The organism is Campylobacter sp. CCS1377, from assembly GCF_040008265.1.
Taxonomy (GTDB): domain Bacteria; phylum Campylobacterota; class Campylobacteria; order Campylobacterales; family Campylobacteraceae; genus Campylobacter_D.
The window spans coordinates 58,392-81,395 of the sequence record NZ_CP155620.1 but is presented as its reverse complement, the minus strand read 5'-3'; the positions used below and the strand labels follow the sequence as shown (position 1 = coordinate 81,395).

Below are 23,004 nucleotides of genomic sequence, written 5' to 3'. Positions count from 1 at the left end.
CTTATTTCTCCCATAAAAAAGCATTTTCATTTAAAGTGCTTGTTTCTCTTAAAATTTCATTAGGTGTATAATCGGCTTTATACATTAAAGATTGACAATTTTTTACATAATATCCTAAATAAATATATTTAAGATTTAAATTTTGTGCAATTTTAATCTCGCTAAGTAAAGAAAATTTACCCAAAGACAAATGAGAAAAATCAGGATCATAAAAACAATAAATACTCGAAATTCCATCTTTTAAAATATCAATAAAATCAACACAAACCAATTTTCCATCTACATAAAAATCAAGCTCACCGCCAAATTCATAAGCACCATCTACATAAAGATTATAATACTGTCTATAGCTTAATTCACTAGCCTTCCATTCGCGTTTTTGCTGCATAAATTTATGATATTTATCATATAAAAATAAATGCTCATTTGAAATATATGGGGATTTTAATATAATTTTTGTATTGGCGTTTTTATTTAAAATTCGGCGATATTGCTTACTAAAATGAAAATTTAAAGCATCAATTCTAAGACTTAAACACTCTTTACAACCATCACAAATTGGTCTTAAAAAATACTTTCCAAAACGCCTCCAGCCTCTAAAAATCAGTTCTTGATTTAGTAAGGCTGAGCAATTTTGGATATATTTGTATTCCATTTTGCATTTTGTATCTTTTAGATACGAACATTCATCTTCTAGGGTGCAAAAAGGAATTTCTTCTATCATTTCATTCTTTTGATATCAGAATTTTTGATAAAATTTTCAAATTCATCAATAAGCTTTTCCTCTTTCAAAAAAATTTCTTCAAATTCTTTTTTATCTTTATCAACTTGCGAAATTTGAGCTTTAATTTCGCCAAATTGTGTCAAGTCATTTTTCAAACTCACTCCACTTTTGCTAGACTTATTTTTTGGTTTTTCAGACTGTTTTTGCTCTTTTTCTAGGCTTTTTTTGATATCTTTTAAACTGTCTAAAAAATCCATTATTTTCTACTTTCTCTAATTTTTTTAAGCGTCGCCGCAATCGCAGCAATAACTTCTTCTTTATTTTCTTGATGACGATCTTCAGTGTTTTCTAGCAATTCTTGCATATGCGTTTCGATAAAAGAAGTGTCAAAATAACCACGACGAAATTCACGCGTTTTAGTAATGGCAATTAAAAACGGAATGGTTGTTCTTATATCATCAATGACAAATTCTTTCAAAGCGCGTTCTAGTTTATTTACCGCCAAATCATAACTTGTAGCTTTGATAATAAGTTTTGCAAGCATAGAATCATAAAAAGGAGGCACGGTATAATCTTTATAAATATGACTATCGACCCTTACAGAAGGACCTAGAGCTGGATAATACTCTCCGATTTTACCCGGACTTGGAATGAAATTTTTCCATACATTTTCAGCTGTAATTCTTGCCTCAATTGCAAAACCTCTAGGTTTAATATCGCTTTGCTCTAAATCTAAAATTTCCCCACCTGCAATACGAATTTGACGCACGATTAAATCAACACCCGTGATCTCTTCTGTCACTGGGTGCTCGACTTGAATTCTTGTATTCATCTCCATAAAATAAAAACGGTTATAATCATCAAGCAAAAACTCTATAGTTCCAGCATTAGTGTATCCTACTGCCTTTGCAGCGGCAACTGCGGTTACACCCATAGTTTTTCGTAAATTATCAGAAATCCCAGGACAAGGAGCGATTTCAATGACTTTTTGATGGCGGCGTTGGATAGAACAATCCCTTTCGCAAAGATGGATAATATTACCATAATTATCGCCCAAGATTTGAAACTCGATATGGCGAGGATTTACCACATATTTTTCCATAAAAACTTCATCATTATTAAAATAAGTCAAAGCCTCTCTTTTACAAGCTTCAAAAGATTTTTCTATCTCACTTTCATCATGAACAACACGAATTCCACGACCCCCGCCACCACCGCTGGCTTTTAAAATAATAGGATAGCCTATTTTTTCTGCAAAAGTTTTAATTTCATCCATAGAATAATCATTCAACTTTTCAGTACCTGGAACAATTGGAATTCCATTTTTTGCCATTAAATTTCTTGCAATATTTTTATTTCCCATTTTATGTATAACTTCAGACCTTGGACCTATGAAAATAATCCCTGCATCTTCACAAGCTTTGGCAAATTCATAATTTTCACTTAAAAATCCATAACCTGGATGTATAGCATCAGCCCCACAAGCCTTAGCAATTTCTATTATCCTTGCAACATCTAAATACCCTCTTATGGCATCTGTACCTATACGATAAGCCTCATCAGCAATTTTTACATGTAAGCATTCACGATCAGGTTCAGTAAAAACCGCTACACTCTTAATATGCAAGTCCCTACAAGCACGAATTACTCTAACGGCTATTTCAGCACGATTGGCAATTAAAATTTTGTGTATCATGATAAAACCTTTTAAAGCATTAAAAATTTAAATTATAAACAAAATACTTTAAAAGCTAATTTAAAATATTAAAAGCCAAAAATTTATTCAAAATTTTATTTTCATTTTTACACTTTTATTTTGCACTTATTTTAAGAGATTTTTTTATAAAATAATCGTTTATTTTATAAAAATGAGGGACATTTTGGCTGATAAAAAATTGTTTTATATCGCTTCAACATTAATTGCTATAGGTATTGTTTTTTCCTATTCTCTTACGGCTTTTACTGTACTTTATTTTGAATACGGCGAATTTCATTTTTTTATAAGGCAACTTTTTTTTGGAGTGAGTGGAATTTTAATTATGTTTTTCATTTCAAAATTAAATCCTAATAATCCCAATTCTTACAAACCCATCACTTTTTTACTGATATTTTCGGTAATTTGTATCATTATCTTGCCTTTTTTACCTTCTTCTCTTGCTACAGCAAGTGGTGGTGCAAAACGCTGGATAAGACTTGGGCCTATTTCAATTTCTCCGGTTGAATTTTTTAAAATTGGACTCATTTATTTTTTAGCTTGGAGTTACACAAGACGCATTGATGATAGTAAAAAAGCCATTAAGCACGAAATTTTGATTTTATTGCCTTATTGTATCGTTGCGACTTTATTGATAGGCTATATTTACATGACTCAAAATGACTTAGGACAGAGCGTAATTTCATTTTTCATCATTTTAGCTTTGGCTTTTTTTGCAGGAGCGAGTAAAAGATTATTTGCCTTTGGGCTTGTCATTATTGCAATGATTGGAATTTTAGTTATTTTTAGCAACCAAAGAAGAATTCAACGCATTACAAGTTGGTGGGGAAATATACAAGATGCTTTCTTGCCACTTTTTCCTGACTGGATAGCCAACGCATTAAGAGTGAGTGCAAATTCTGAACCCTATCAAATTTCACACTCCTTAAATGCTATAGCACATGGGGGAATTTTTGGCGAAGGTTTGGGACTTGGAATTTTTAAATTAGGTTTTTTAAGTGAAGTGCATACAGACTTCGTTCTTTCAGGTATTACTGAAGAGATAGGCTTAGTGGGACTGAGCTTTGTTTGCTTTTTGTATTTATGGATGATTTTAAGAATTTTTAAAATAGCTGGGCGTTGCGAAAGTAAAATTCACTTCATCTTTTGCTCCGGAATTGCACTTTTGCTTTTATTCTCATTTTTTATGAATGCTTTTGGCATCATTTCTCTGACTCCGCTTAAAGGTGTTGCGGTACCACTTTTAAGTTATGGAGGAAGTTCAATGTGGGCCATTTGTATAGGACTTGGATATGTATTAATGATTTCAAAAAAGGTTAAATTATGAAAATAGCAATCACAGGCGGTGGAACAGGCGGACACTTAAGCATAGCTAAATGCATACTAGAAAGTGCAAAAAAAAGAAATTTAGAATGCATTTACATAGGTAGTCAAAATGGACAAGATAAGGCTTGGTTTGAAAATGAAGATAAATTTGAGGCAAAATATTTTTTATCCAGTAGCGGTGTTGTGAATAAAAAAGGATTTGGAAAATTAAAATCTTTTATCCATATCCTAAAACTAAGTTTTGAATGCAAGAAAATTCTTAGACAACACAATATCCAAGCGGTTTTTAGCGTAGGCGGATACAGTAGCGCTCCTGCAGCTTTTGGTGCGATTTTTTCTCGCACTCCACTTTTTATCCACGAGCAAAATTCAAAAAAAGGCAGTTTAAATTCTTTACTCAAGCCTTTTAGCAAAAAATTTTTCAGTGCTTTTGAAAATACATTTTGTCCTTATCCTGTGGATGAAAAATTTTTTAACAGTGCTAGAAAACGAAGTGAGCTTAAAAGCATTATATTTTTAGGTGGCTCACAGGGTGCAAATTTTATCAATCAACTTGCATTAAAACTCGCCTGTGAACTTAACGCAAAAGGCATTAGCATCATTCATCAATGTGGTAAAAATGATTATGAGCTTTGCAAAAAAGAGTATGAAAAATTAAACATACAAGTAGATCTTTTTGCCTTTGATAATCACTTGGAATTAAAAATGCAAAAGGCAGATTTAGCTATCTCAAGAGCTGGTGCTAGCACGCTTTTTGAACTTTGCGCTAACACCTTACCTGCACTTTTTATCCCTTTTGCTTACGCGGCAAAAAATCATCAATACTTCAATGCGAAATTTTTACAAGATAAAGCTTTATGTCAAATTTTCACCCAAGAGCAAGCCAAAAATGAAAATGCTATTTTAAAAGCAATTTTGGCAATGAATTTAGAAGATATTTCTTCAAGATTAAAAGATATTGTGCAAAAAAATGGAGCGGATTTTATGCTCCAAGAAGTTCTCTAGCTAATTCTTTTGCACCTTTTAAATCCACTTTCCCAGAACCAAGAAGTGGAATTTTTTCAACTCTTAAATAATGACTCGGTTTAAAAATTGCTGGCATAGCAGAAGTTTTTATCTGTGCGCAAAGCTCTTCATACTCATTTTCATTGCATTCAAGCAATAAAACTATCATCTCGCCTTTCTTTTCTTCTTCTAAAGCTACAGCACAGAATTTTATATCCTTTCCAGAAAGGTTTTTGGCAATTTCTTCTTCCAAAGCCCCTAAAGAAATCATTTCTCCACCGATTTTAGCAAAACGAGAATATCGATCAACAATATATAAAAATCCATCATCATCTAAATGCCCTTTATCGCCGGTTTTATACCAACGAATATCATCAATATCAACAATAACCTCATCGGTTTTTTCTTTATCATTAAGATAACCCACCATAACTTGATGTCCGCCAACCAAAATCAAACCGTCTTCGTTGTTTTTTAAAGTTTCTAAAGTATTAGGATCAACAATCCTTACAGCCGTTCCAGGCAAAGGCATTCCCACACTTCCTTCTTTAGTACCTCTATGACAAACCCAATAATCCACATCAAATTTATTTGGTAAATTCACACTGGCCACTGGAGTCGTTTCAGTCGCCCCATAACCCTCATAAATTCTTTTATGAAATTTCATCTCAAAAGCTGTTCTTACCTCACTCTTAAGTTTTTCAGCGCCACTAACAACAACACGCAAGCTTTCAAACATCAAAGCATCAAGTTTTTTATTTCTTGCATAAATTCCAAGAAAAGTAGAAGTTCCACACATAATCGTAATATTATTTTTAGCTACAGCCTTTGCAACGCCCAAAGCATCGGTTGGATCTGCAAAAGTCACGCTAATAATAGAATCTAGAAGCGGTAAAAAAGTTGTTACGCTTAAACCAAAAGCATGGAATGGCGGTAAAGATGAAAGCATAACATCGTCATCTTTTGTACAAAGCACATCAGAAATTTGAGAGATATTACTTAAAATATTTCTATGATTTAACATCACACCTTTTGGCTGTCCCTCACTTCCGCTGCTAAAGAGTATAGCTGCAACTGCGAGATTATTATTTTGTGGAGAAAAAATACTTTTTAATGCAAAAGATGGCAAAAAACTCGCCATAGCCAAAAAGCTTAAAATTTTTAATTTTTTAGCTTTAAATTCCGCAACAATATCTTCCATATAAACCCAATTTATATCCGTGCCAAATTCAAAGTAAACGCCTTTATTGTTAAGTTTTTCAAGGAATTTTCTTGAAGTATAAATTTGCTTAATGCCTGCATTTTCAATTGCCGCGTTTAAGGCCTTATTTCCTGCTGTGAAATTTAAATTTACAACGATTTTTTGCGCAATGAGTGTGGCAAGATTACACATTGAGCTCGCCATTGAAGCAGGCAATAAAATCCCTACACACTCTTGTGGTGGAGCATAAGCTCCTTGTTTGGGTTTAATATCAAATTTTTGTGTATTTTTCTTAATTTCCAAAGAAAGCATTAAAGTAAGTGCCAAAAGCCTTCTATAAGTCATACTGCCTGTGATAGTATCAATGATAGCAATGCGAGAAAGATTTCTCTTCGCATTATCAATCCAAACCCTAGCAATGGTTTGCATCGCAAGACATTGAGATTCCCACGCTTTAAAAGAAAGCTCAAAAACCTTGCTTTTAACCTCTTCTTTAGTTGAATGAATACTCATAATTTTTCCAAACACAATAGCAATATTTCTCTTACTTAAACTTCTATGTCTTGCAGAAAATTCCTCATCACTTCTTGAAAAACTACTACCCCAAAGACCGCGGATATAAAAAGGCAAAATCACGCTTTCACTTTCTTCTAGCATCTTACCAATATGCTCAAAACCTGCTTTAAATTCATTTAAATGTCCGTGTCTTGAAAGCACACCTTCTGGGAAAAGACAAACCACTTCACCCTTTTTAAGATAACTAGACACAAGCTCAAAAGCACCTTTACTTGCCCCACTTGACACGGGAATAACCCCAAAACGATCTAAAAAAATGCGTATATACCATTTTGAATAAATGCTACGCTCCATTACAAAATGCACTTTTCTAGGCATAGCCATTTGTACTATAGCCCAATCTATAAATGAAACATGATTTCCAAGCAATAAAACTCCACCTTTTTCAGGCACATTTTTAAACCCTTCTACCAATAAATCATATCTTTGAAAAAATGCAAAACTTACCAATAAGCGCACCAAAGAAAAAGGCAATTTAAATACCACATAACAAGCACCAAAAAAACTTACCAACATAATAAAATAAAATAAATTTTCAACCCTTAATTCAAAATACGCACATAAAGTTGCAAAAATTAAAAACACCAACATGCTGACATTTTGTATGAAATTATTGCCTGCTAGAATTTTTCCTAAGTCATTTTCTTTGGCATAAAATTGCATTAAAGAATTTAAAGGAATGATAAAAAATGCTCCACACAAACCAAAGAAAAAGAAAATGATAGAATGAATATACAAGCTTTCAAAATGAGGAGTTAAAAAAGTTGCAAGAAAGACACCTAAAGCTCCAAATGGAATAAGACCTAGTTCGATATAATTTTTAGAAAAACGCCCAGCAATTAAAGAGCCAAAAATAACGCCAATTCCAGAACAAGCCATTGTAATTTGCACAAAAAAAGTATTCTCTTCTAGCAAAATACTTTTTGTAAAATTAGGAAAAGCTACTAAATAAAGCTGGGAAATAGACCAAAAAAGTGCGATACCTACTACACAAAGCCAAATAATTTTATCCTTAGTAATAAGTTTGATATTTTCCTTTAAATACTGCCCTTTTAAATATCTGTCTTTATCAAATTTAATATCTAAAGTTTCTTTTAATTTAGGCAAACGATACGCCATAAAAAGCTCAAAACCAGCAAATAAAATCAACAAAAATCCCAAAGGGGCAATTTGTCTCAACACAGCATTTTGATCACTTAAATTTGGATCATAAAGTAACTCAAAACTAAAAGAAAATACGCTCATACCGGCTAAAATAGCCACTATACTAACAGCTGAAATTGCACCATTTCCTAAAGCAAGCAAATCTTTTCCAACTAATTCTTTAATATAACCATATTTAGCAGGAGAGTAAATTGCAGACTGCACTCCCATAATAAAAGTCATAACAAAAGCGAGCCAAAAAGCCCCGAGAAAATAACAAATACAAATAATACAAGTTAAAGCAACTGAAAACCAAGCTGAAATTTTCATCACAGAATTTTTTGGAAATTTATCAGCCAAAAAGCCAGAAGGGGAAAGCACCATAATGAAAGGAAGTATCATTAGAGCATTAACGATTGAAATTAAAAATAATTGTTCAGGACCTGTGTAAATTTTATATATAGTATTTTGGATAATGATTTTATGCCCCAAATCTACAAAGGCATTAATAAAACCAACAATTAAAAAAGGAATAACTCCATAAATTTTTAACAAAGACATAACTATAATCTCCATTTTTTAATAAAACAAAGATTATAGCTAAAATTTGCTTTTAAAATTTAATCAAAAACAAATTTCAGTCAAAAGCAAATCCAAAAGATTAATGCAAGCTTTCTATATAAGCCATAGCACTAAGTGCCGCTACTGCTCCATCTCCTGCTGCGCAAATAACTTGTTTTGGGGCGTCTTTTCTAAGATCTCCTGCTGCAAAAAGCCCTGCAACACTTGTTTGCATTTTAAGATTTACACTTACTTGTCCGCCTTCTTCCATATCACACAAAAAGCTTCCATTGTCTTGCTTTAAAATTTCATTTCTTACATTCAAGCCTACAAAAGTGAAAATCCCAGGCACATTTAAATCCCTAATGCTACCATCTTTTAATTTTATTTTTACACCCGTAACACCCATTTTATCGCCATATACCTCATCAACGCTAGCACTAGTAATAAGCTCAATTTTTTCATTTTTCTTTACTTTTTCAACAGTTGACGGAGCAGCTCTAAATTCATCTCTGCGGTGAATCAAATAAACTTTAGAACAAATATTTGCTAGATACAAAGCTTCTTCTAAAGCCGTATCGCCACCACCTAAAACCGCCACTTCTTTATTTTTATAAAAAAATCCATCACAAGTCGCACAAGTACTCACACCTTTACCAAAAAATTCATCTTCACCTTTAAAACCTGCTCTTTTTGGTGCAGAACCTGTACAAACAATCACTGCTTTCGCAAGCTCACTTTTACCACCTTCAAGCTTTATAGTAAAAGTTCCATCAGCATTTTTACTAACTTGTTCCACGCCTACCATTTCGTGCTTTAAGCCAAAACGCATGCATTGCTCACTCCAAGGTGCCATAAAAGAAATTCCATCCATAACTTGTGCTACACCTGGATAATTTTCGATTTCAGAACTTGAAGTAATTTGACCTCCTGGCATACCTTTTTCAAACATCACTACATTTTTAAGTCCACCTCTTGTGGCATAAAGTCCAGCACTAAGTCCAGCAGGACCTCCACCTATAATTGCTACATCTAACATTGTTTTTCCTTTATTTTTGATTTTTATTGATAATGATATACAAATTATTCTTAATAGTAGTTAATAAAAATTATTATTTGATAAAAAAGAAGATTAAAGTCAGAAAAAGCCACAAAAAGTGGCTTAAAATTATAATAAAGAATTGAGTTTATCGCTAATTGCTTGTTTTGATTGTGCACCCACAAGTTGATCTACCACTTCACCATTTTTAAAGAAAATAAGCGTAGGAATAGAACGAACACCAAATTCTGCAGCCAAATCGCCTTGTTCATCGGTGTTTACTTTGCAAATTTTTGCCTTTCCATCAAAATCATTTGCAAGCTCATCAATAACTGGAGCAAGCATTCTACAAGGTCCGCACCATGGTGCCCAAAAATCAACCAATGCTACACCTTCTTTTGCTTCTGCAAAATTCTCAGAAGTTAACTCAATATATTTTCCCATAATTTTCTCCTTAAATTTTTATTTGCTATTTTAATCAAATAAAAAAAATATTAGCTTAAAAACTGATATTTTCAGCAAATTCTATCACATCATTTTTAATACAAATGAGATCAAGTTGAAAATCGTTGCAAATTCCTTTTTTGAGCGTATAAAATTCAATAGTCTTTAAAATCTTTTCATATTTTTTAGCATTCAAGCGTTCAGCGACTTCATAATCTCCTGCAGTACTTTTTACTTCTATAAAATGCAAAATTTCATTCTTTTTAGCAATGATATCTATTTCACCAAATTTAGAATGAAAATTGCGTTCTATAATTTTATAGCCTTGCTTTTTTAAAAATTTACAAGCTCTATCTTCTGCCTTCATGCCAAAAAGATATTCAGCTAAACCCATTAATCTTCGATTCTTATCATAAAAACATCATCTTTTACAAATTCTTGTTCTTTAAGTTTTTGCATTAAAATTTGTATATTTTTTTCATAAGTTTGATGTGTTACAAAAAATAACACTGCGGAATTTTCCTGCTCTTTTTTAGGTTTTTGCAAAAAGCTATCAATAGAAATTTCATGCTCACTCATCATTTGAGTAATTTTAGACAAAACCCCGATTTTGTCTTCTACTTTTAGTCTTAAATAATATTTTGTATAGCTTTCTTCTTTTGGCAAAAGCTTATATTTAGTATCATTTAAGTAGCCAAAAATAGCAGAATTTTTTTCTTTTCTAGCTATGTCTATTAAATCCGCTATCACTGCACTTGCAGTAGCCTTGCCACCCGCTCCTGCTCCATAATACAAACTTTCGCCTAAAACATCTCCATAAATACTAATAGCATTCATCACGCCATCTACTTTGGCAAGCATTTTATCACGACTCATCATCGCAGGATGCACGCGAAGTTCTACTTTATCATCTTTAATTTTTGCAATACCCAAATGTTTAATCGTGTATTCAAATTCATTAGCAAAATAAATATCCTCATCACTCACTTTGCTAATACCTTCTATTAAAATATCTTCAGGTTTTGCACGCAAACCATAAGCAATATTAGCCAAGATTAAAAGCTTATGTGCTGCATCTTGCCCTTCAATGTCAAAAGTAGGATCAGCTTCTGCATAGCCTAATTCTTGTGCTTTTTTTAGCACAGAATTAAAATCAATACCCCCTTTACTCATTTGGGTTAAAATATAATTGCTAGTTCCATTTAAAATTCCTTTAATGCAAAAAATATTATTTGCACTTAATCCTTCTTTTAAAATTTTTATAATAGGAATTCCACCTGCAACACTAGCCTCATAACCAAAAGCTGTATTTTGGGCTAATTTTTCTAGCTCTTCTCTATGATAAGCAAGCAAAGCTTTATTGGCAGTAACTACTGCTTTTTTTCTTTGTAGAATTTCGCTAATTAATTTCAAAGGTGTTTCAATACCACCCATAAGCTCTACAAAAACATCAATATCATCGCGGTTTAAAATTTCTTCTATATCATTTACCACAGGTATTAAAGCATTTTTTTTAGTACTTCTTGCTAAAGCTACAACAGGGATTATTTCTTCATTACACCTTGCTTTAATAAGCTCTTGATTTTTAAGTAAAGTTTCTACAACTGCACTTCCTACAACTCCATAACCTAAAATTGCTACTCTCATTTATTCTTCTTTTAAATATTTTTTAATATTTCTTGCAGCTTGTCGGATACGATTTTCATTTTCTATTAAAGCTATTCTTACATACTCATCACCCGCTTCACCAAAACCAATACCAGGGCTTACTGCCACACTTGCACTTTGCAAGAGTTGTTTTGAAAATTCTAAACTCTTTAAATGCATTTTACTTTCAGGTAATCTTGCCCACACAAACATACTTGCCCTTGGTTTTGAAAGCTTCCAACCAGCATTTTCAAAGGCTTCAAGTAAAATATGCATTCTTTTATCATAAGTAGCCCTAATTTCATCAACACATTTTTGATCCCCATCTAAAGCTATAGTAGCAGCTACTTGTATAGGTGTATACATACCATAATCAAACCATGATTTTATCTTCTTAAGTGCAGCCACTAAGCGTTTATTGCCCACAACAAAACCCACACGCCAACCTGCCATATTATAAGATTTTGAAAGCGTATAAGTTTCTACTGCTACATCTTTTGCGCCTTCTACTTCTAAAATAGATGGAGTTTTATACTCATCATAAGTAAGATCTGCATAAGCAATATCTGAAATAATATAAAATCTTTCTTTTTTAGCAGTTGCAACAAGTCTTTCATAAAAGCTTTTTTCGCAAGTCACAGTGGTAGGATTGTGTGGAAAATTTACCACTACATATTTTGGACGCGGAATGCTTTCATGTAAAGTTCTATTTAAATCTTCAAAAAATTGATTTTCATCAAGCTCAAATTTTTCATTATAAATTAAAGGCATTTTAGCCACATTTCCCCCTGCAATGATAAAAGCTTGAGTATGGATAGGATAAGCAGGAGTTGGTACTATAGCAACATCGCCAGGATTAATAATCGCTCTTGCTAAATTTACAAAGCCTTCCTTAGAACCCATAGTAGCTACCACTTCGCTATCTGGATCTAAATTCACGCCATATTTTCTTTTATACCAATTACAAATGGCTAAACGGAGTTTATAAATTCCCATAGAAGTTGAATAACCCGAAGTCTTGTCTTTGTTTGCACTTTCACAAAGCTTATCAATGATGTGTTGTGGTGTTTTGCCATCAGGATTTCCCATAGAAAAATCGATGATATCTGCTCCAGCTCTTCTTGCTGCCATTTTGATTGCATTTACTTCTGCAAAAACATAATTTGGAAGTCTTTCTATGGTATTAAAATGAATTTCTTCAAACATTTTGTCTCACTTTTTTAGATAAATAGTTAAACCTCTGCGTATATTATCAAGAGTAAATATATCGCCTATAATAGCATAAACTGCACCGCTGGGAATAAAATCTTTAAATTTATCACTTTTCGTAGAGCTTTGAACCGCACGAATTAAATTTAAATTTTGATCCAAAAATATAATTTTTGCAAACCATACATCCATAGAATTTGAGGTAATTTCTATACTTTTTGCACCTTGCAACAAAACAATATAATCTCTTAAAGGTTTCTCTAAAACAACCTCTTCATTTAAAGGCACATTCACATTAGGTTTTAAAAAAGCTTTTGAGAAATCTAGAGTATATTCGTAATCAAAAGCTCCCACTTTTTGAACATCTTCAATAAAAACAGAATTTTGTTTTAAAAGATTATAAAAACTTCCAGAATCAAGAATATACTGAGATTGCACTTCTATCTGATAAAAAATATTGCCGTCTCTTAAACTTAAATCAATGGGAGTAAAATAAATAAAACCTGAATTATTTAAAGCATCGTTAACAATCTTAAAAAAAAGTATTCCCTCAGTTTTTGCTTTAAAAGAAATTCGCATTGTAGCTGGTTCTTTTAAAGCAAAATCAATCAAAGAATTAATCTTAAGCGTTCTTGTGATTTTATCAATATCTAAATTTCCATTTGAATCTTGATAATTTTTATTATCAAATAAAGCTCTTAATTTATTTTGTTTGCTTACATCATCTACCATATGCTCTGCAAGTTCAAGTGCTGTTAATGCCAAAAGTTGATTTGATAAAAATACAATAATAAAAAAAAACCTTACCATCCCTTGCCCTTATTATATTTTGCAAACTCAGCTAAATCTATATTTCTTATGGTATTATCACGGATAATAAAGCGCTTTAGCTTTCCTGCAGGATACTTAAATTCATTGCCATTTTCATCAATCATTGTAATGGCATTAGTTCCAATGACCATCAATCTATCTCCGCCATTAACAAGATTGACACTAAATTTTTTATTTTTTACAAGGGAAGTTTTTTTAAGGGTTTTTATATCTATAAATCCCACCCAAATTTTATCCGAGCTTGCAAATTGGGCTTCACTAAATTTTGGTTTTACGAGCTCTTCTTGAATATTTACATCTTCTTGACTTATATTATTTTCAATATTCTGATCCGTATTTTGTGCAAACAAAGTCGGCGCAGAAGTATTATTTTCCAAAACTTGCTCCTGTTCTTTACTTGCATTTTGTTCAATGAGATTATCCTCTGCATTTTCCGCCAAAACAAGAGCATTATCATTTTCTTGCATATCTTTTTGGATTGATTGATTATCTACCACAACAACACCATTTTGCAAAGGAGTACTTTCTTCGGAATTTGCAATACCCGCTTTATTGCTAATCAAAGAAATCACATCATAATAATACACCCCACCGCCTATTACACCAACAATAATAAATCCTATAAACCACTGCCAAAGACCGGAATTTTTACTCGCATACGCATCAAGTTTAGGAATGATAATGGTTTTGCTCGCTGGCTTTAAATTTGATGCATTTTCTTCCAAATAAGCATCGAATTCTTCCATAAATTCAGTAAAATCAATGTCGTATTCTTTGCTTAAAATTTTTAAAAAGCCTCTGACATTAAATCGTTGCAAAGTTGCAAAATCTTTCTGTACCAATGCTTCTAAAAAATCATATTCAATTTGAGTTCTTCGAACCGCTTCTTTTAAATCCAAATTTTGTATTTTGTTAAAATTATCCATTAACCATCCTATCACAAAGTATTGCAAATGCGGCGCTTACATTAAGGCTATCAAAACTATTTTTCATTGTAATACCCACACATTCATCGCATTTTTTTACTATCTTTGGTGCTATACCAAAACCTTCACTTCCTAAAATTAAAGCCTTTTTTTCCTTTATTTTTACCGTGTGTATGTCTTTTCCGCTGCCATCGCTAGCGTATAGATAAAAACCTTGCTGTTTTAACTCATTTAAAACACTTGAAATATCTTTAGTTGCAACTATAGGTAAATCAAGCGCCGCACCACTACTTGTGCGTATCACTCCTTCCATTGCCAAATTTTCACCAATATAAATCAAAGCATCAACACCCAAAGCATAAGCCGTTCTTGCTATGGCTCCTATATTTCCAACATCACTTAAACCGTAAAGTATGACGATAAATTGAGCGGATTTTACCTTAGAAAAGCATGCAAATTCATAATCTTTTATATCCATTAAAAAGCCTTGATGATTTCCACCCTTTGCATAAGCTTGCGCAGTTTTAAAATCAAGTCTTTTAACCTTAAATCCCGAATTCGCAATTAACCTAAAACTCTCTTTATCGCACTCTTTAGCAAGATAAAGCTCATTGACTAATTCTTTGTGATTTTTTAAAATATAAAAAAATATTTGTTTGCCATAAACTACCATTGAAAAATAATATCTAAAATTTACTTAAATGTAGTTTTTGATATATTTCTTTTGCATTTTTTCCACTTAATTTGGCTAATAATTTACTTTTTGTCTTTAATGGTAACTCAAGTTCTAAAATATCACTCTCACATAAAGCTCCTTGAGTGAATTCTTCCCCATTTTCTTTTATCACAACAACCCACTCGCCATTTAAATTATGATTTTTAAGTTCTGTAACTAAATTTTGTGCGGTATTTTTGAATTTTTTTTCAAATTTTTTAGTCGCCTCTTTAATGGCAAAAATTTCTCTTTGAGGTTCTAATTTTGCAATACTTTCTATAAGATCTAAAATACGTTTAGGAGACTCATAAATCACACTTGGATAAGGATTTTTCAATACTTTTTCTAAATCTTTTTGTCTTTGTCTGCCTGTATTTGGTAAAAAACCCATAAAAATAAATTCTTTTTTACAAAAGCTTGAGCTTACGATAGCAAGTAAAGCCGCATTTGCACCAGGTAAAACCTCATAAGGAATTTGATTTTCCCAAGCAAATTGTATTAAAGATTGTCCTGGATCGCTAATACCAGGCATTCCTGCATCGCTCATAAATATAATATCTTGATTAAAAAAATCAATATCTACTCTTGCAAAAAATTCTTTTTCATTATGAGTATGAAAAGAAAGATAAGTTTTGGGCTGAATTTGAAGTTTGTATTTAGAATTTAACAAAGCAATTAAAGACTTAGCAACTCTTGTATCTTCGCAAATTAAAATTTCGCAAGTCTTTAAAAGCTCTAAAGTACGAAAAGAAATATCGCTTAAATTTCCTATAGGAGTAGGAATAAAATAAAGCATTATTGCATTGCGTATTTTTTCTTAAATTTCTCTACACGACCTGCCGCATCTACGATTTTTTCGCTACCTGTAAAAAAAGGATGGCAATTAGAGCAAATATCTACTCTTAACTCATTTTTATTAGACTTTGTTGTGAAAGTGTTGCCGCAAGCACAACTTACTTTGCATTCTACATATTCTGGATGTATGTCTTTTTTCATTGAATTTTCCTTAGTAATTGTTAGAAAAAAATAAGAAGTAATTATAATAAATTAAAATAAAAATAACTTTAATTTAAGCTAATTTTTAGTTAAATTAAAATTTTTGCACTCAAGGCTATTAAAGCTGTTTGTGATTTTAAAATATTTTGACATTCAAGCCTTACTTTTTGCGTAAAGCATCTACGTTCTGCCTGTGAAAATCCTCCTTCAGGGCCTATGAAAAAAATCTTTTCTTTTGGCTCTTTAATCTCTTGCAAATTTTGTCCTTCAAAATCTAACAAAATCACATTTTGATATTTTTGGCAAAAGCTTTTTATGTCTTTAAAAATTTCAAATTCCATTAAATGCGTGCGTCCGCATTGTTCACAAGAATTAATCAAAATTCTCTCATAACGCTTTAAATCAAGCTTGAAATTTTTTTGTGAAAACTCCGCATAAACGAGTATTAATTTCCCCACGCCAAGCTCATTCAAAAAAGGCAAAGTTTTTTCTAAAATTTTCGTATCAATCACAGCCAAAGCTATACTAAATGGGTATTTTTGTTCATAAGTTTGTGAGTGACTTTTTAAATGCAATTTGCAAAAATTTCTGCCTATTTCTATAATTTCATAGCCGTATAAAAACTCGTCTTTTAAATTTCTCAAAAAAAGCTCTTGTCCAACTTTAACGCGTCTTGCTTTAAGATGTAAAAAAGCCTCATTTTCAATTAAAAGCTCTAAATTTTTGGCATCTTGATGGTATAAAAATTGCATTTTAAAAATAATTTTTCAATAAAGTAGGAAAAAACAAAAGGAAAATTTCAACAAAAATTACAAAAAAACTGATTTTTCTAAATTTAGCATATCTTCTTAAGCGCCTAGCTGTCTTAAACTGCTTGAAATGAAAAATAGCCAAAAATAAAATAACACACCATGAAAAAATCATAGACCAATAATAAGCATTCATTTGAAAAAATTTCAAAGCCAACAGTAAAGAACCCGTAAATAACACTACAGCTAAAAATAAATAATAAATTGGCAAAAACAAACGAATGCGTTTAATAAAAACAAATTCGCTCGTTAAACGATCTTGGGTAAGCATAAGATACAACGCCATTAAAAAACCACTCGCATACAGACTATAAACATGCAAAGCAATAAAAAATTCCTGTGCTTGCATTATTCCAAACCTTGCAAACTTTGATTGATATCATCTTCTATAGGTAAAGGTAAATTGTTTTCATTCAACTCGGTTTTTTCATCATTTTGCTCGATTTGCACTACTTCCTCATCGTTGGCTTTATTTTTACTTACATTATCATTTTGCGTGCAAGCGCTGAATAAAAATATTAAAAAAATTCCTAGAAAATATCTCATCACACTTCCTTTTTATTGATAAATTCATAATCTGATTTTAATTTCTCAAAGAAATTTGCGTCTTTCCATTCTGCTATTACTCCTTGTGAAAATTCTATATCATCTAATGAAATTTTAGGCATCAACTCACTATAAGCATCTTCTGCAAAAGCCTGTGCGTAGCCTGTTCTTGTTTCATGAACAATGATAGATTTTAAACTCACACCCTTTTCTCCATTAACCATTATGGTTTTTTTAAGCAAGGTATCAATAAGTATAAAAAAAATACGGCAAAAATTCTCAGCACTGACATTTACAGGCAAAGAAATCCAGCGACTAGAATGCTTTTTCATCTGTGCTAAATATTCCTTATCATCATCTTTAAATAGGGTAATAGTGTGATCAAAGCTATCAACAATTTGTTTGATCTCATCTTTTAATAATCCAAAATCATAAACCATACCCGCATTATCTAAATACTTGCTTTCAAGCAAAATTTCAACCTTATAAGAATGTCCATGTATGCTTGTTTTGCATCTTTTAGAACTGCAAAATCTAACAATATGCGCATTTTCAAATTCAAATAACTTCCGTATAATCAAATTTCTTCCTTAAAATTTTTTAAATTGTAAAATATTTATTTAAATACTCCTTAAATAAAACTTTGAAATATAAAAATGCCTCAAATATAACAAATTGATTAAAAATTCTAAAAAATATTAAATATATTTAATAAAATTTAAAATTATAATTTTTCATTCAATATCATTTTATTTAATTTATATAATATTTTATATATTAAAAATTTATTCATTATCATTTTTTAACTGATAAAAAACATAAAAATTTATATTTTTTTATTTTTTATGAAAATATGTTACAATTATTCCAATTTTTATCAAAAAAGATAAAAAGTAGATATACAAAATCTAAAATTTGGGGAGGTAATAATATAAAAACTTATGGACAATTTAAAATCATAAACAAAAAAATTTGGTTCGATGGATTTCTTTAAAAATATTAAAAGGAGGTCAAAATGCAATTTTTGCAAAATAATAAATTTAAAAAACGCTTATTAAGTCATTCCGCTATTCTGATTTTTGCCCTATTTAATTCTCCATCAATATACGCTCAAGAATGTAGTTTAAATAATGGACAAATCGTAGGCAAAGGCGATAATTCTATTATCACCATAAAAGAAAAAAATAAATACACAATAGATGGCAAAGAATGTAGTTTTGAAGGACAGTTTGATACTGTTGCAGGTGGTATTGGTGATGGCAATACAAATATGATGAATAATAAAATCACAATCAGCAACGGACAAACTATATATAATCTCTACGGCAGCAAAACTAATTCAGGTAGCTCATCAAACAACAAAGTTATCATTGATAATGCACAAGTGATATGGAAAGTTTATGGTGGATACTCTGAATACAAAGATACGGTTTCAAATTTAATTACAATTAGTGATAACTCAATGGCGTAGCTTTGGGCAATAAAGTTGTAATTAATACAAATATGAATACAGAAAAAACTAAATTTTATAAAGAAATTCTTGATGATTATGAGCCACCAGCATGGCCTGATGCTGATCCTGTTGATCCTATATTCCCAGAAGATCCCATTGATAGAGATGTTGTCATTGCAGTAGGTGGCGCCACTCAAGATAATGGAAAAGCCATTCAAAATATAGTCGAGCTTAAAAATGGCGTTGTAGATACAATTATGGGAGGTTCTTCATTTAAGGGCTTAGTCAGTCAAAATTATGTTATTTTAAATGGTGGAATTACTGTTGGCACTGTATATGGCGGTTCATCAACAGAAGGCGTGGTAAATGGTAATATAGTAGAAGTTAAATCAGAACATTATATCTCAAAAGGACCTATAATAGGCGGTTCTTCATCAGCAGGTAGCGTTGAAAATAATATGGTCATAATTTCTGCAGGTGAAATTAAATCAGATATTAAAGGTGGAGAAAATTTTTCATCTCTTCCAAATTCAGGTAATGCGGTATTTATAAAAGGCGGTTCGGTTTCTAATATATATGGTGGATACAATTACACAGATGGGGATATCAATAATAACTACATAGAAATCACAAATGGCATTGTAAATGGCACTATATACGGTGGATACAGCGGCACAACCTTTGAAGACAACAAAAAAGGTATTGGAGTAAATCACAACGCTATAAAAATAGCAGGTGGTACAATCAAACAAAGTATTTATGGTGGCTACTCTCTTTCCAATACAGAAGTAAAAGAAAATATCGTTGAAATTTATGATGGACATATCAATTCAAGCATCTATGGTGGCTATAGTGATTATAGCAATGTGGAAAAAAATACAGTTGCGATCTTTGGAGGGATAATAACAAAAGATATTTATGGAGGATACAGTCAAAATGGTAAAGCCACAAATAATACCGTAATACTAGCAGGAGGTAAAATTTCTAGCAATATATATGCTTCGGCAAGCGCAAACGAGTCGTCAGGTAAAATTGTCTTGCAAAAAGGAGCAGATGTATCACAGGCGAATTTACATGGTAAACTGAATACTTCAAATTCTTTAATCAATAACACAAACACAACCAATAATACGCTTGAAATTGACTCTTGGTCAGGTTCTATTAACACAATTCACGACTTTGATAATATTCATTTTGCAATATAATTTGGCAAAAAGAGCCTATTTTAACCATCAACAATCTTGCGTCATCAAATATTATCCAAGGCACAAAAATCAATGTCGATAAAATCACAGTTCCAGTAGATACGACTCTGCAAAAAGATGATAAATTAACAATTTTTAATGACAAAGATTTAACTGATAAAATTGACATTCAAAGCGATTCTATTAAAATTTTCCATGGCGTAAGCCAAATGAGAACATCAACAATTAACAAGGAAGATTCTTCTATTTATATTGGCGTAAATGATATCTGGCTTAATCCTCAAAATAAACTTGTTGCAGAAAACAGAGCTGTCGCTTCAGCATTTATAAATCAAGGAAGTGACTTGATTTCCGACAAACTAGATGCTTTATCTTATTCTAATTCTAACGAAATGGGTTTTAATATGTTTGCAAGCACCTATGATAATACTAGCGAATACGACACTCTTTCAAATTTTAAAATCAATGGTTTTTCATCCACGCTTGGAATGGGATATAAAAACGAATTTGACTATTTTAATCTTTCTTTTTTAGCTTTTTATGAAAATTCCATAGGAAACTATAGAACTTATAATAGTTTTGATGGGGAACTATTTAGAGGCTTTGGGGAATTGGAAACAAATGGTGGCGGAATAGCTACAAGATTTGAATTTCATAATGGCTTTTATACCGAAGCAAGTTTAAGAGCAGGAAATTTGAAGTCTTCTATGCAAAATGCTTTAAAAGATGGCAATGGTAATACTTATGGCTATGAATTAAATAGCATCTATTATGGAGCGCATATTGGGGCAGGAAAACAAACTCATATCAATCAAACTTTTAGTCTTGATTTGTATTCTAAACTTTTTTATACCTATACTGATCAAGATAGTTTTAATATAGGCGAGGAAATATTTCATTTCAATGACATCAACAGCACAAGAGCTAGAATAGGTTTGAAAAGTGATGCTAAAATTAATGATAAATTAAAAGCCTACACAGGCGTAGCTTATGAATATGAATTTAACGGTATTGCTAATATGCAAATAAATTCTTACAATCTAAGTGAACAAAATTTGCAAGGTAGTTCTTATATGGCAGAACTTGGGTTTAATTATCAAGCAAGCAAAAATTTCAATTTAGATATAAAAGGCAGAGGATACCTAGGCAAAAGGGAAGGAGTTAGCACAACCTTAACGCTTAATTATAAATTTTAATCCACTCAAAAGGTTTAGTTAAACTAAACCTTTTCTTTATCATTCCAAAGTCTAATATGCAAACGATCGGTGTAGTTAAAACCATTTTTTATACAAAAATCCGCAACGCTCAAAGCATTACTTGCAAGTTCATCAAAATTCGCCCCCATAGGCATACAAAAAATTTCATTAGGTGTTTCTTTTATAATCTCTAAAATTTCTTCTTTTTCTTGTTCTAAATTTTTAGCATCTAAAACAAATTTATAAAAACTATCTTTTGCGTGTTCCTTAAAAGCTTTTAAGGCTTTAAAATTGAGCCTCTTTTCCCTAGAAACACCGCTATTTTCAAGTTTCACACCCAAGGCAAAAACACATTTTTTATAAATTGGATATTGTTTAAAATCAATTTCAATACTAGCATTACTTTCAAAATGCACCTCCAAATTCTCACTCAATAAAGCTTCAATAAAAGCTATAAATTCAGCCTTTTTATAATGCAAAAGCGGCTCACCGCCTGTGATAACGACTATGGGATTTGATTTTTGTTTTAGCTCAAGCACTCTGGCAAATAATTCCTTGGCGTTTAAATTTTTATATTCTTTGGCAAATTCTTTAGTCCAAACTGCTCTGATTGTATCACAACCTATAAGTTTTTGACCGTTTTTTTCTTGCTTAACACCAAAACCAACACAATTAAAATTACAACCCGCAAAACGCATAAAAACAGCCAATCTACCAGCATACTTACCTTCACCTTGTATGCTTAAAAAACTTTCCACTAGCTCCAAATTTTAGCCTCCTGTTTGATAAAAAGCACGAGGTGAAGTTTCATTATCTACTATGCCCCATTTGTTTTTTTCTGGTTTATTTTCTAAAACTTTTTTTAAAACCTCAGCTGCCGCTTTGATGTCTTTATTTCTTACTGCTTTTTTAATGCTTAAAGCCTCCTCATAATATAAGCAAGGTATAAGCAAACCTTCTGCACTCAAGCGAATTCGGTTACAACTTTTACAAAACTCATCACTATGCGGATCGATGATGCCAAATTCATAATCATCAGCCCTATACAAACTTACCGGCGCATTTTGGGTTTTTTGTATAAGATTGATGGAGTATTTTTGACTCAAAATTTTAATGATCTCATCTTTTTTCAAGCCTTGTAGTTTCCCATAGGCGTGTGTATTTTCCATAAATTCAATAAAGCGAATTTGGATATTTAAGTCTTTAGCAAATTCTAAAAGTTTTAAAAGCTCATCATCATTAATACCCTTTAAAGCAACAGTATTAAGCTTAACCTTAAAACCTATAGCAATAGCCTTTTTAATGCCTTTAATTACTTGTTCTAACACTTCTTTTTGTGCGATTTTTTTTGCTTTTTTCGCATCTAAAGTATCTAAAGAAATATTAATACGTTTTAAGCCTGCATCAAAAAGCTCCTGAGCTTGATCTTCTAATAAAAAACCATTTGTAGTTAAGGCTAGATCAATTTTATTATTATAATCATAAATCATTTTAATAAATTTATACAATTCATTTCTAACTAAAGGCTCGCCACCAGTAATGCGAATTTTATTAATGCCACCATCGATTGCCACCTTAACAAACAAAAAAAGCTCTTCAAAACTAAGTAAATTTTCTTTAGGTATGTATTCAAAAGGAATTTTTGGCATACAATATAAACAACGGAAATTACATCTTTGAGTAACAGAAATGCGAAGATAGTCTATTTTCCGACCATATTGATCAATGAGCATAAAAA

At 31.5% G+C, this 23,004-nt stretch carries 24 protein-coding genes and 1 pseudogene; 5 read left to right on the top strand and 20 right to left on the bottom strand.

The window, feature by feature from the left end; all coding sequences use genetic code 11:
- Position 1 precedes the first annotated feature (1 nt).
- From AAH949_RS00440 to AAH949_RS00430, 3 genes are read right to left on the bottom strand one after another with little or no spacing between them, the layout of a single operon-like run.
- Positions 2-721 carry an arginyltransferase gene (locus AAH949_RS00440; protein WP_348519163.1) on the bottom strand — a complete coding sequence of 240 codons (720 nt, stop codon included), beginning with the start codon at positions 719-721 and terminating at the stop codon, positions 2-4.
- Positions 721-981, bottom strand: coding sequence for a hypothetical protein (locus tag AAH949_RS00435; protein WP_348518647.1), 261 nt, complete (start codon positions 979-981; stop codon positions 721-723). The genes AAH949_RS00440 and AAH949_RS00435 overlap by 1 nt, the downstream gene beginning before the upstream one ends.
- Positions 981-2,420, bottom strand: coding sequence for an acetyl-CoA carboxylase subunit A (locus tag AAH949_RS00430; RefSeq protein ID WP_134238254.1), 1,440 nt, complete (start codon positions 2,418-2,420; stop codon positions 981-983). The genes AAH949_RS00435 and AAH949_RS00430 overlap by 1 nt, the downstream gene beginning before the upstream one ends.
- Before the next feature lie 181 nt (positions 2,421-2,601).
- Between AAH949_RS00430 and ftsW the strand changes: the two genes are divergently transcribed.
- Together ftsW and murG are read left to right on the top strand one after the other, a co-directional pair.
- Entirely contained in the window at positions 2,602-3,765 is a 1,164-nt protein-coding gene (gene ftsW, locus AAH949_RS00425) for a putative lipid II flippase FtsW (RefSeq protein WP_134238361.1), read from the top strand.
- Positions 3,762-4,769 (top strand): undecaprenyldiphospho-muramoylpentapeptide beta-N-acetylglucosaminyltransferase, encoded by a 1,008-nt coding sequence (murG, locus tag AAH949_RS00420; protein ID WP_348518646.1) that lies wholly within the window; start codon positions 3,762-3,764, stop codon positions 4,767-4,769. Before ftsW ends, murG begins: the two co-directional genes overlap by 4 nt.
- Here the strand turns inward: murG and AAH949_RS00415 are convergent.
- The 15 genes and pseudogenes from AAH949_RS00415 to AAH949_RS00345 form a co-directional block, all read right to left on the bottom strand.
- Positions 4,747-8,259: an acyl-[ACP]--phospholipid O-acyltransferase gene (locus AAH949_RS00415; RefSeq protein ID WP_348519162.1), complete on the bottom strand. Its 3,513-nt coding sequence runs from the start codon at positions 8,257-8,259 to the stop codon at positions 4,747-4,749. The genes murG and AAH949_RS00415 overlap by 23 nt on opposite strands.
- 91 nt (positions 8,260-8,350) lie before the next feature.
- Positions 8,351-9,289, bottom strand: a complete 939-nt coding sequence (trxB, locus tag AAH949_RS00410) for a thioredoxin-disulfide reductase (protein WP_348518645.1) — start codon at positions 9,287-9,289, stop codon at positions 8,351-8,353.
- Between the two features lie 129 nt (positions 9,290-9,418).
- The gene (gene trxA / locus AAH949_RS00405; protein WP_134238250.1) at positions 9,419-9,733 is read right to left on the bottom strand and encodes a thioredoxin; all 315 of its coding nucleotides are present in this window, start codon (positions 9,731-9,733) and stop codon (positions 9,419-9,421) included.
- 55 nt (positions 9,734-9,788) lie between these two features.
- On the bottom strand, positions 9,789-10,127 hold the full coding sequence (locus tag AAH949_RS00400; RefSeq protein ID WP_134238249.1) for a YraN family protein: 339 nt from the start codon (positions 10,125-10,127) through the stop codon (positions 9,789-9,791).
- Complete coding sequence (locus AAH949_RS00395; protein ID WP_348518644.1) at positions 10,127-11,380, bottom strand: homoserine dehydrogenase; 1,254 nt, start codon at positions 11,378-11,380, stop codon at positions 10,127-10,129. The genes AAH949_RS00400 and AAH949_RS00395 overlap by 1 nt, the downstream gene beginning before the upstream one ends.
- On the bottom strand, positions 11,381-12,586 hold the full coding sequence (locus tag AAH949_RS00390; protein ID WP_134238247.1) for an LL-diaminopimelate aminotransferase: 1,206 nt from the start codon (positions 12,584-12,586) through the stop codon (positions 11,381-11,383).
- 6 nt (positions 12,587-12,592) lie between these two features.
- Entirely contained in the window at positions 12,593-13,399 is an 807-nt protein-coding gene (locus AAH949_RS00385; protein ID WP_134238246.1) for a hypothetical protein, read from the bottom strand.
- Positions 13,393-14,346, bottom strand: a complete 954-nt coding sequence (locus AAH949_RS00380; protein WP_134238245.1) for a hypothetical protein — start codon at positions 14,344-14,346, stop codon at positions 13,393-13,395. The genes AAH949_RS00385 and AAH949_RS00380 overlap by 7 nt, the downstream gene beginning before the upstream one ends.
- The gene (gene rlmB, locus AAH949_RS00375) at positions 14,339-15,019 is read right to left on the bottom strand and encodes a 23S rRNA (guanosine(2251)-2'-O)-methyltransferase RlmB (protein WP_134238244.1); all 681 of its coding nucleotides are present in this window, start codon (positions 15,017-15,019) and stop codon (positions 14,339-14,341) included. The genes AAH949_RS00380 and rlmB overlap by 8 nt, the downstream gene beginning before the upstream one ends.
- A 13-nt stretch (positions 15,020-15,032) precedes the next feature.
- A complete protein-coding gene (gene rsmI, locus AAH949_RS00370) occupies positions 15,033-15,857 on the bottom strand; it encodes a 16S rRNA (cytidine(1402)-2'-O)-methyltransferase (RefSeq protein WP_134238243.1) in 825 nt (274 codons plus the stop codon).
- Positions 15,857-16,057, bottom strand: coding sequence for a 50S ribosomal protein L31 (gene rpmE / locus AAH949_RS00365; RefSeq protein WP_134238242.1), 201 nt, complete (start codon positions 16,055-16,057; stop codon positions 15,857-15,859). The genes rsmI and rpmE overlap by 1 nt, the downstream gene beginning before the upstream one ends.
- An 89-nt stretch (positions 16,058-16,146) precedes the next feature.
- On the bottom strand, positions 16,147-16,809 hold the full coding sequence (locus AAH949_RS00360) for a 16S rRNA (uracil(1498)-N(3))-methyltransferase (RefSeq protein WP_134238241.1): 663 nt from the start codon (positions 16,807-16,809) through the stop codon (positions 16,147-16,149).
- A gap of 1 nt (position 16,810) precedes the next feature.
- Positions 16,811-17,218, bottom strand: coding sequence for a hypothetical protein (locus tag AAH949_RS00355; RefSeq protein WP_134238240.1), 408 nt, complete (start codon positions 17,216-17,218; stop codon positions 16,811-16,813).
- An 11-nt stretch (positions 17,219-17,229) separates the two neighbouring features.
- A pseudogene (locus tag AAH949_RS00350) lies at positions 17,230-17,412 on the bottom strand (cytochrome c); the annotation flags it as partial.
- On the bottom strand, positions 17,412-17,993 hold the full coding sequence (locus AAH949_RS00345) for a 6-carboxytetrahydropterin synthase (RefSeq protein ID WP_134238238.1): 582 nt from the start codon (positions 17,991-17,993) through the stop codon (positions 17,412-17,414). The pseudogene AAH949_RS00350 and the gene AAH949_RS00345, both read right to left, overlap by 1 nt.
- Before the next feature lie 434 nt (positions 17,994-18,427).
- Between AAH949_RS00345 and AAH949_RS00340 the strand changes: the two genes are divergently transcribed.
- The 3 genes from AAH949_RS00340 (at position 18,428) to AAH949_RS00330 (ending at position 21,266) form a co-directional block, all read left to right on the top strand.
- Entirely contained in the window at positions 18,428-18,883 is a 456-nt protein-coding gene (locus tag AAH949_RS00340; RefSeq protein ID WP_348518643.1) for a hypothetical protein, read from the top strand.
- Positions 18,884-18,885: 2 nt separating this feature from the next.
- A complete protein-coding gene (locus tag AAH949_RS00335) occupies positions 18,886-20,070 on the top strand; it encodes a hypothetical protein (protein ID WP_348518642.1) in 1,185 nt (394 codons plus the stop codon).
- A 209-nt stretch (positions 20,071-20,279) separates the two neighbouring features.
- Positions 20,280-21,266 (top strand): autotransporter outer membrane beta-barrel domain-containing protein, encoded by a 987-nt coding sequence (locus tag AAH949_RS00330; protein ID WP_348518641.1) that lies wholly within the window; start codon positions 20,280-20,282, stop codon positions 21,264-21,266.
- Between the two features lie 23 nt (positions 21,267-21,289).
- Here AAH949_RS00330 and AAH949_RS00325 read toward each other — a convergent pair whose 3' ends face one another.
- Both AAH949_RS00325 and moaA read right to left on the bottom strand, forming a co-directional pair.
- Positions 21,290-22,033 carry a 7-carboxy-7-deazaguanine synthase QueE gene (locus tag AAH949_RS00325; RefSeq protein WP_348518640.1) on the bottom strand — a complete coding sequence of 248 codons (744 nt, stop codon included), beginning with the start codon at positions 22,031-22,033 and terminating at the stop codon, positions 21,290-21,292.
- A gap of 3 nt (positions 22,034-22,036) precedes the next feature.
- On the bottom strand, positions 22,037-22,999 hold the full coding sequence (gene moaA / locus AAH949_RS00320) for a GTP 3',8-cyclase MoaA (protein WP_134238236.1): 963 nt from the start codon (positions 22,997-22,999) through the stop codon (positions 22,037-22,039).
- Between the last annotated feature and the right edge of the window lie 5 nt (positions 23,000-23,004).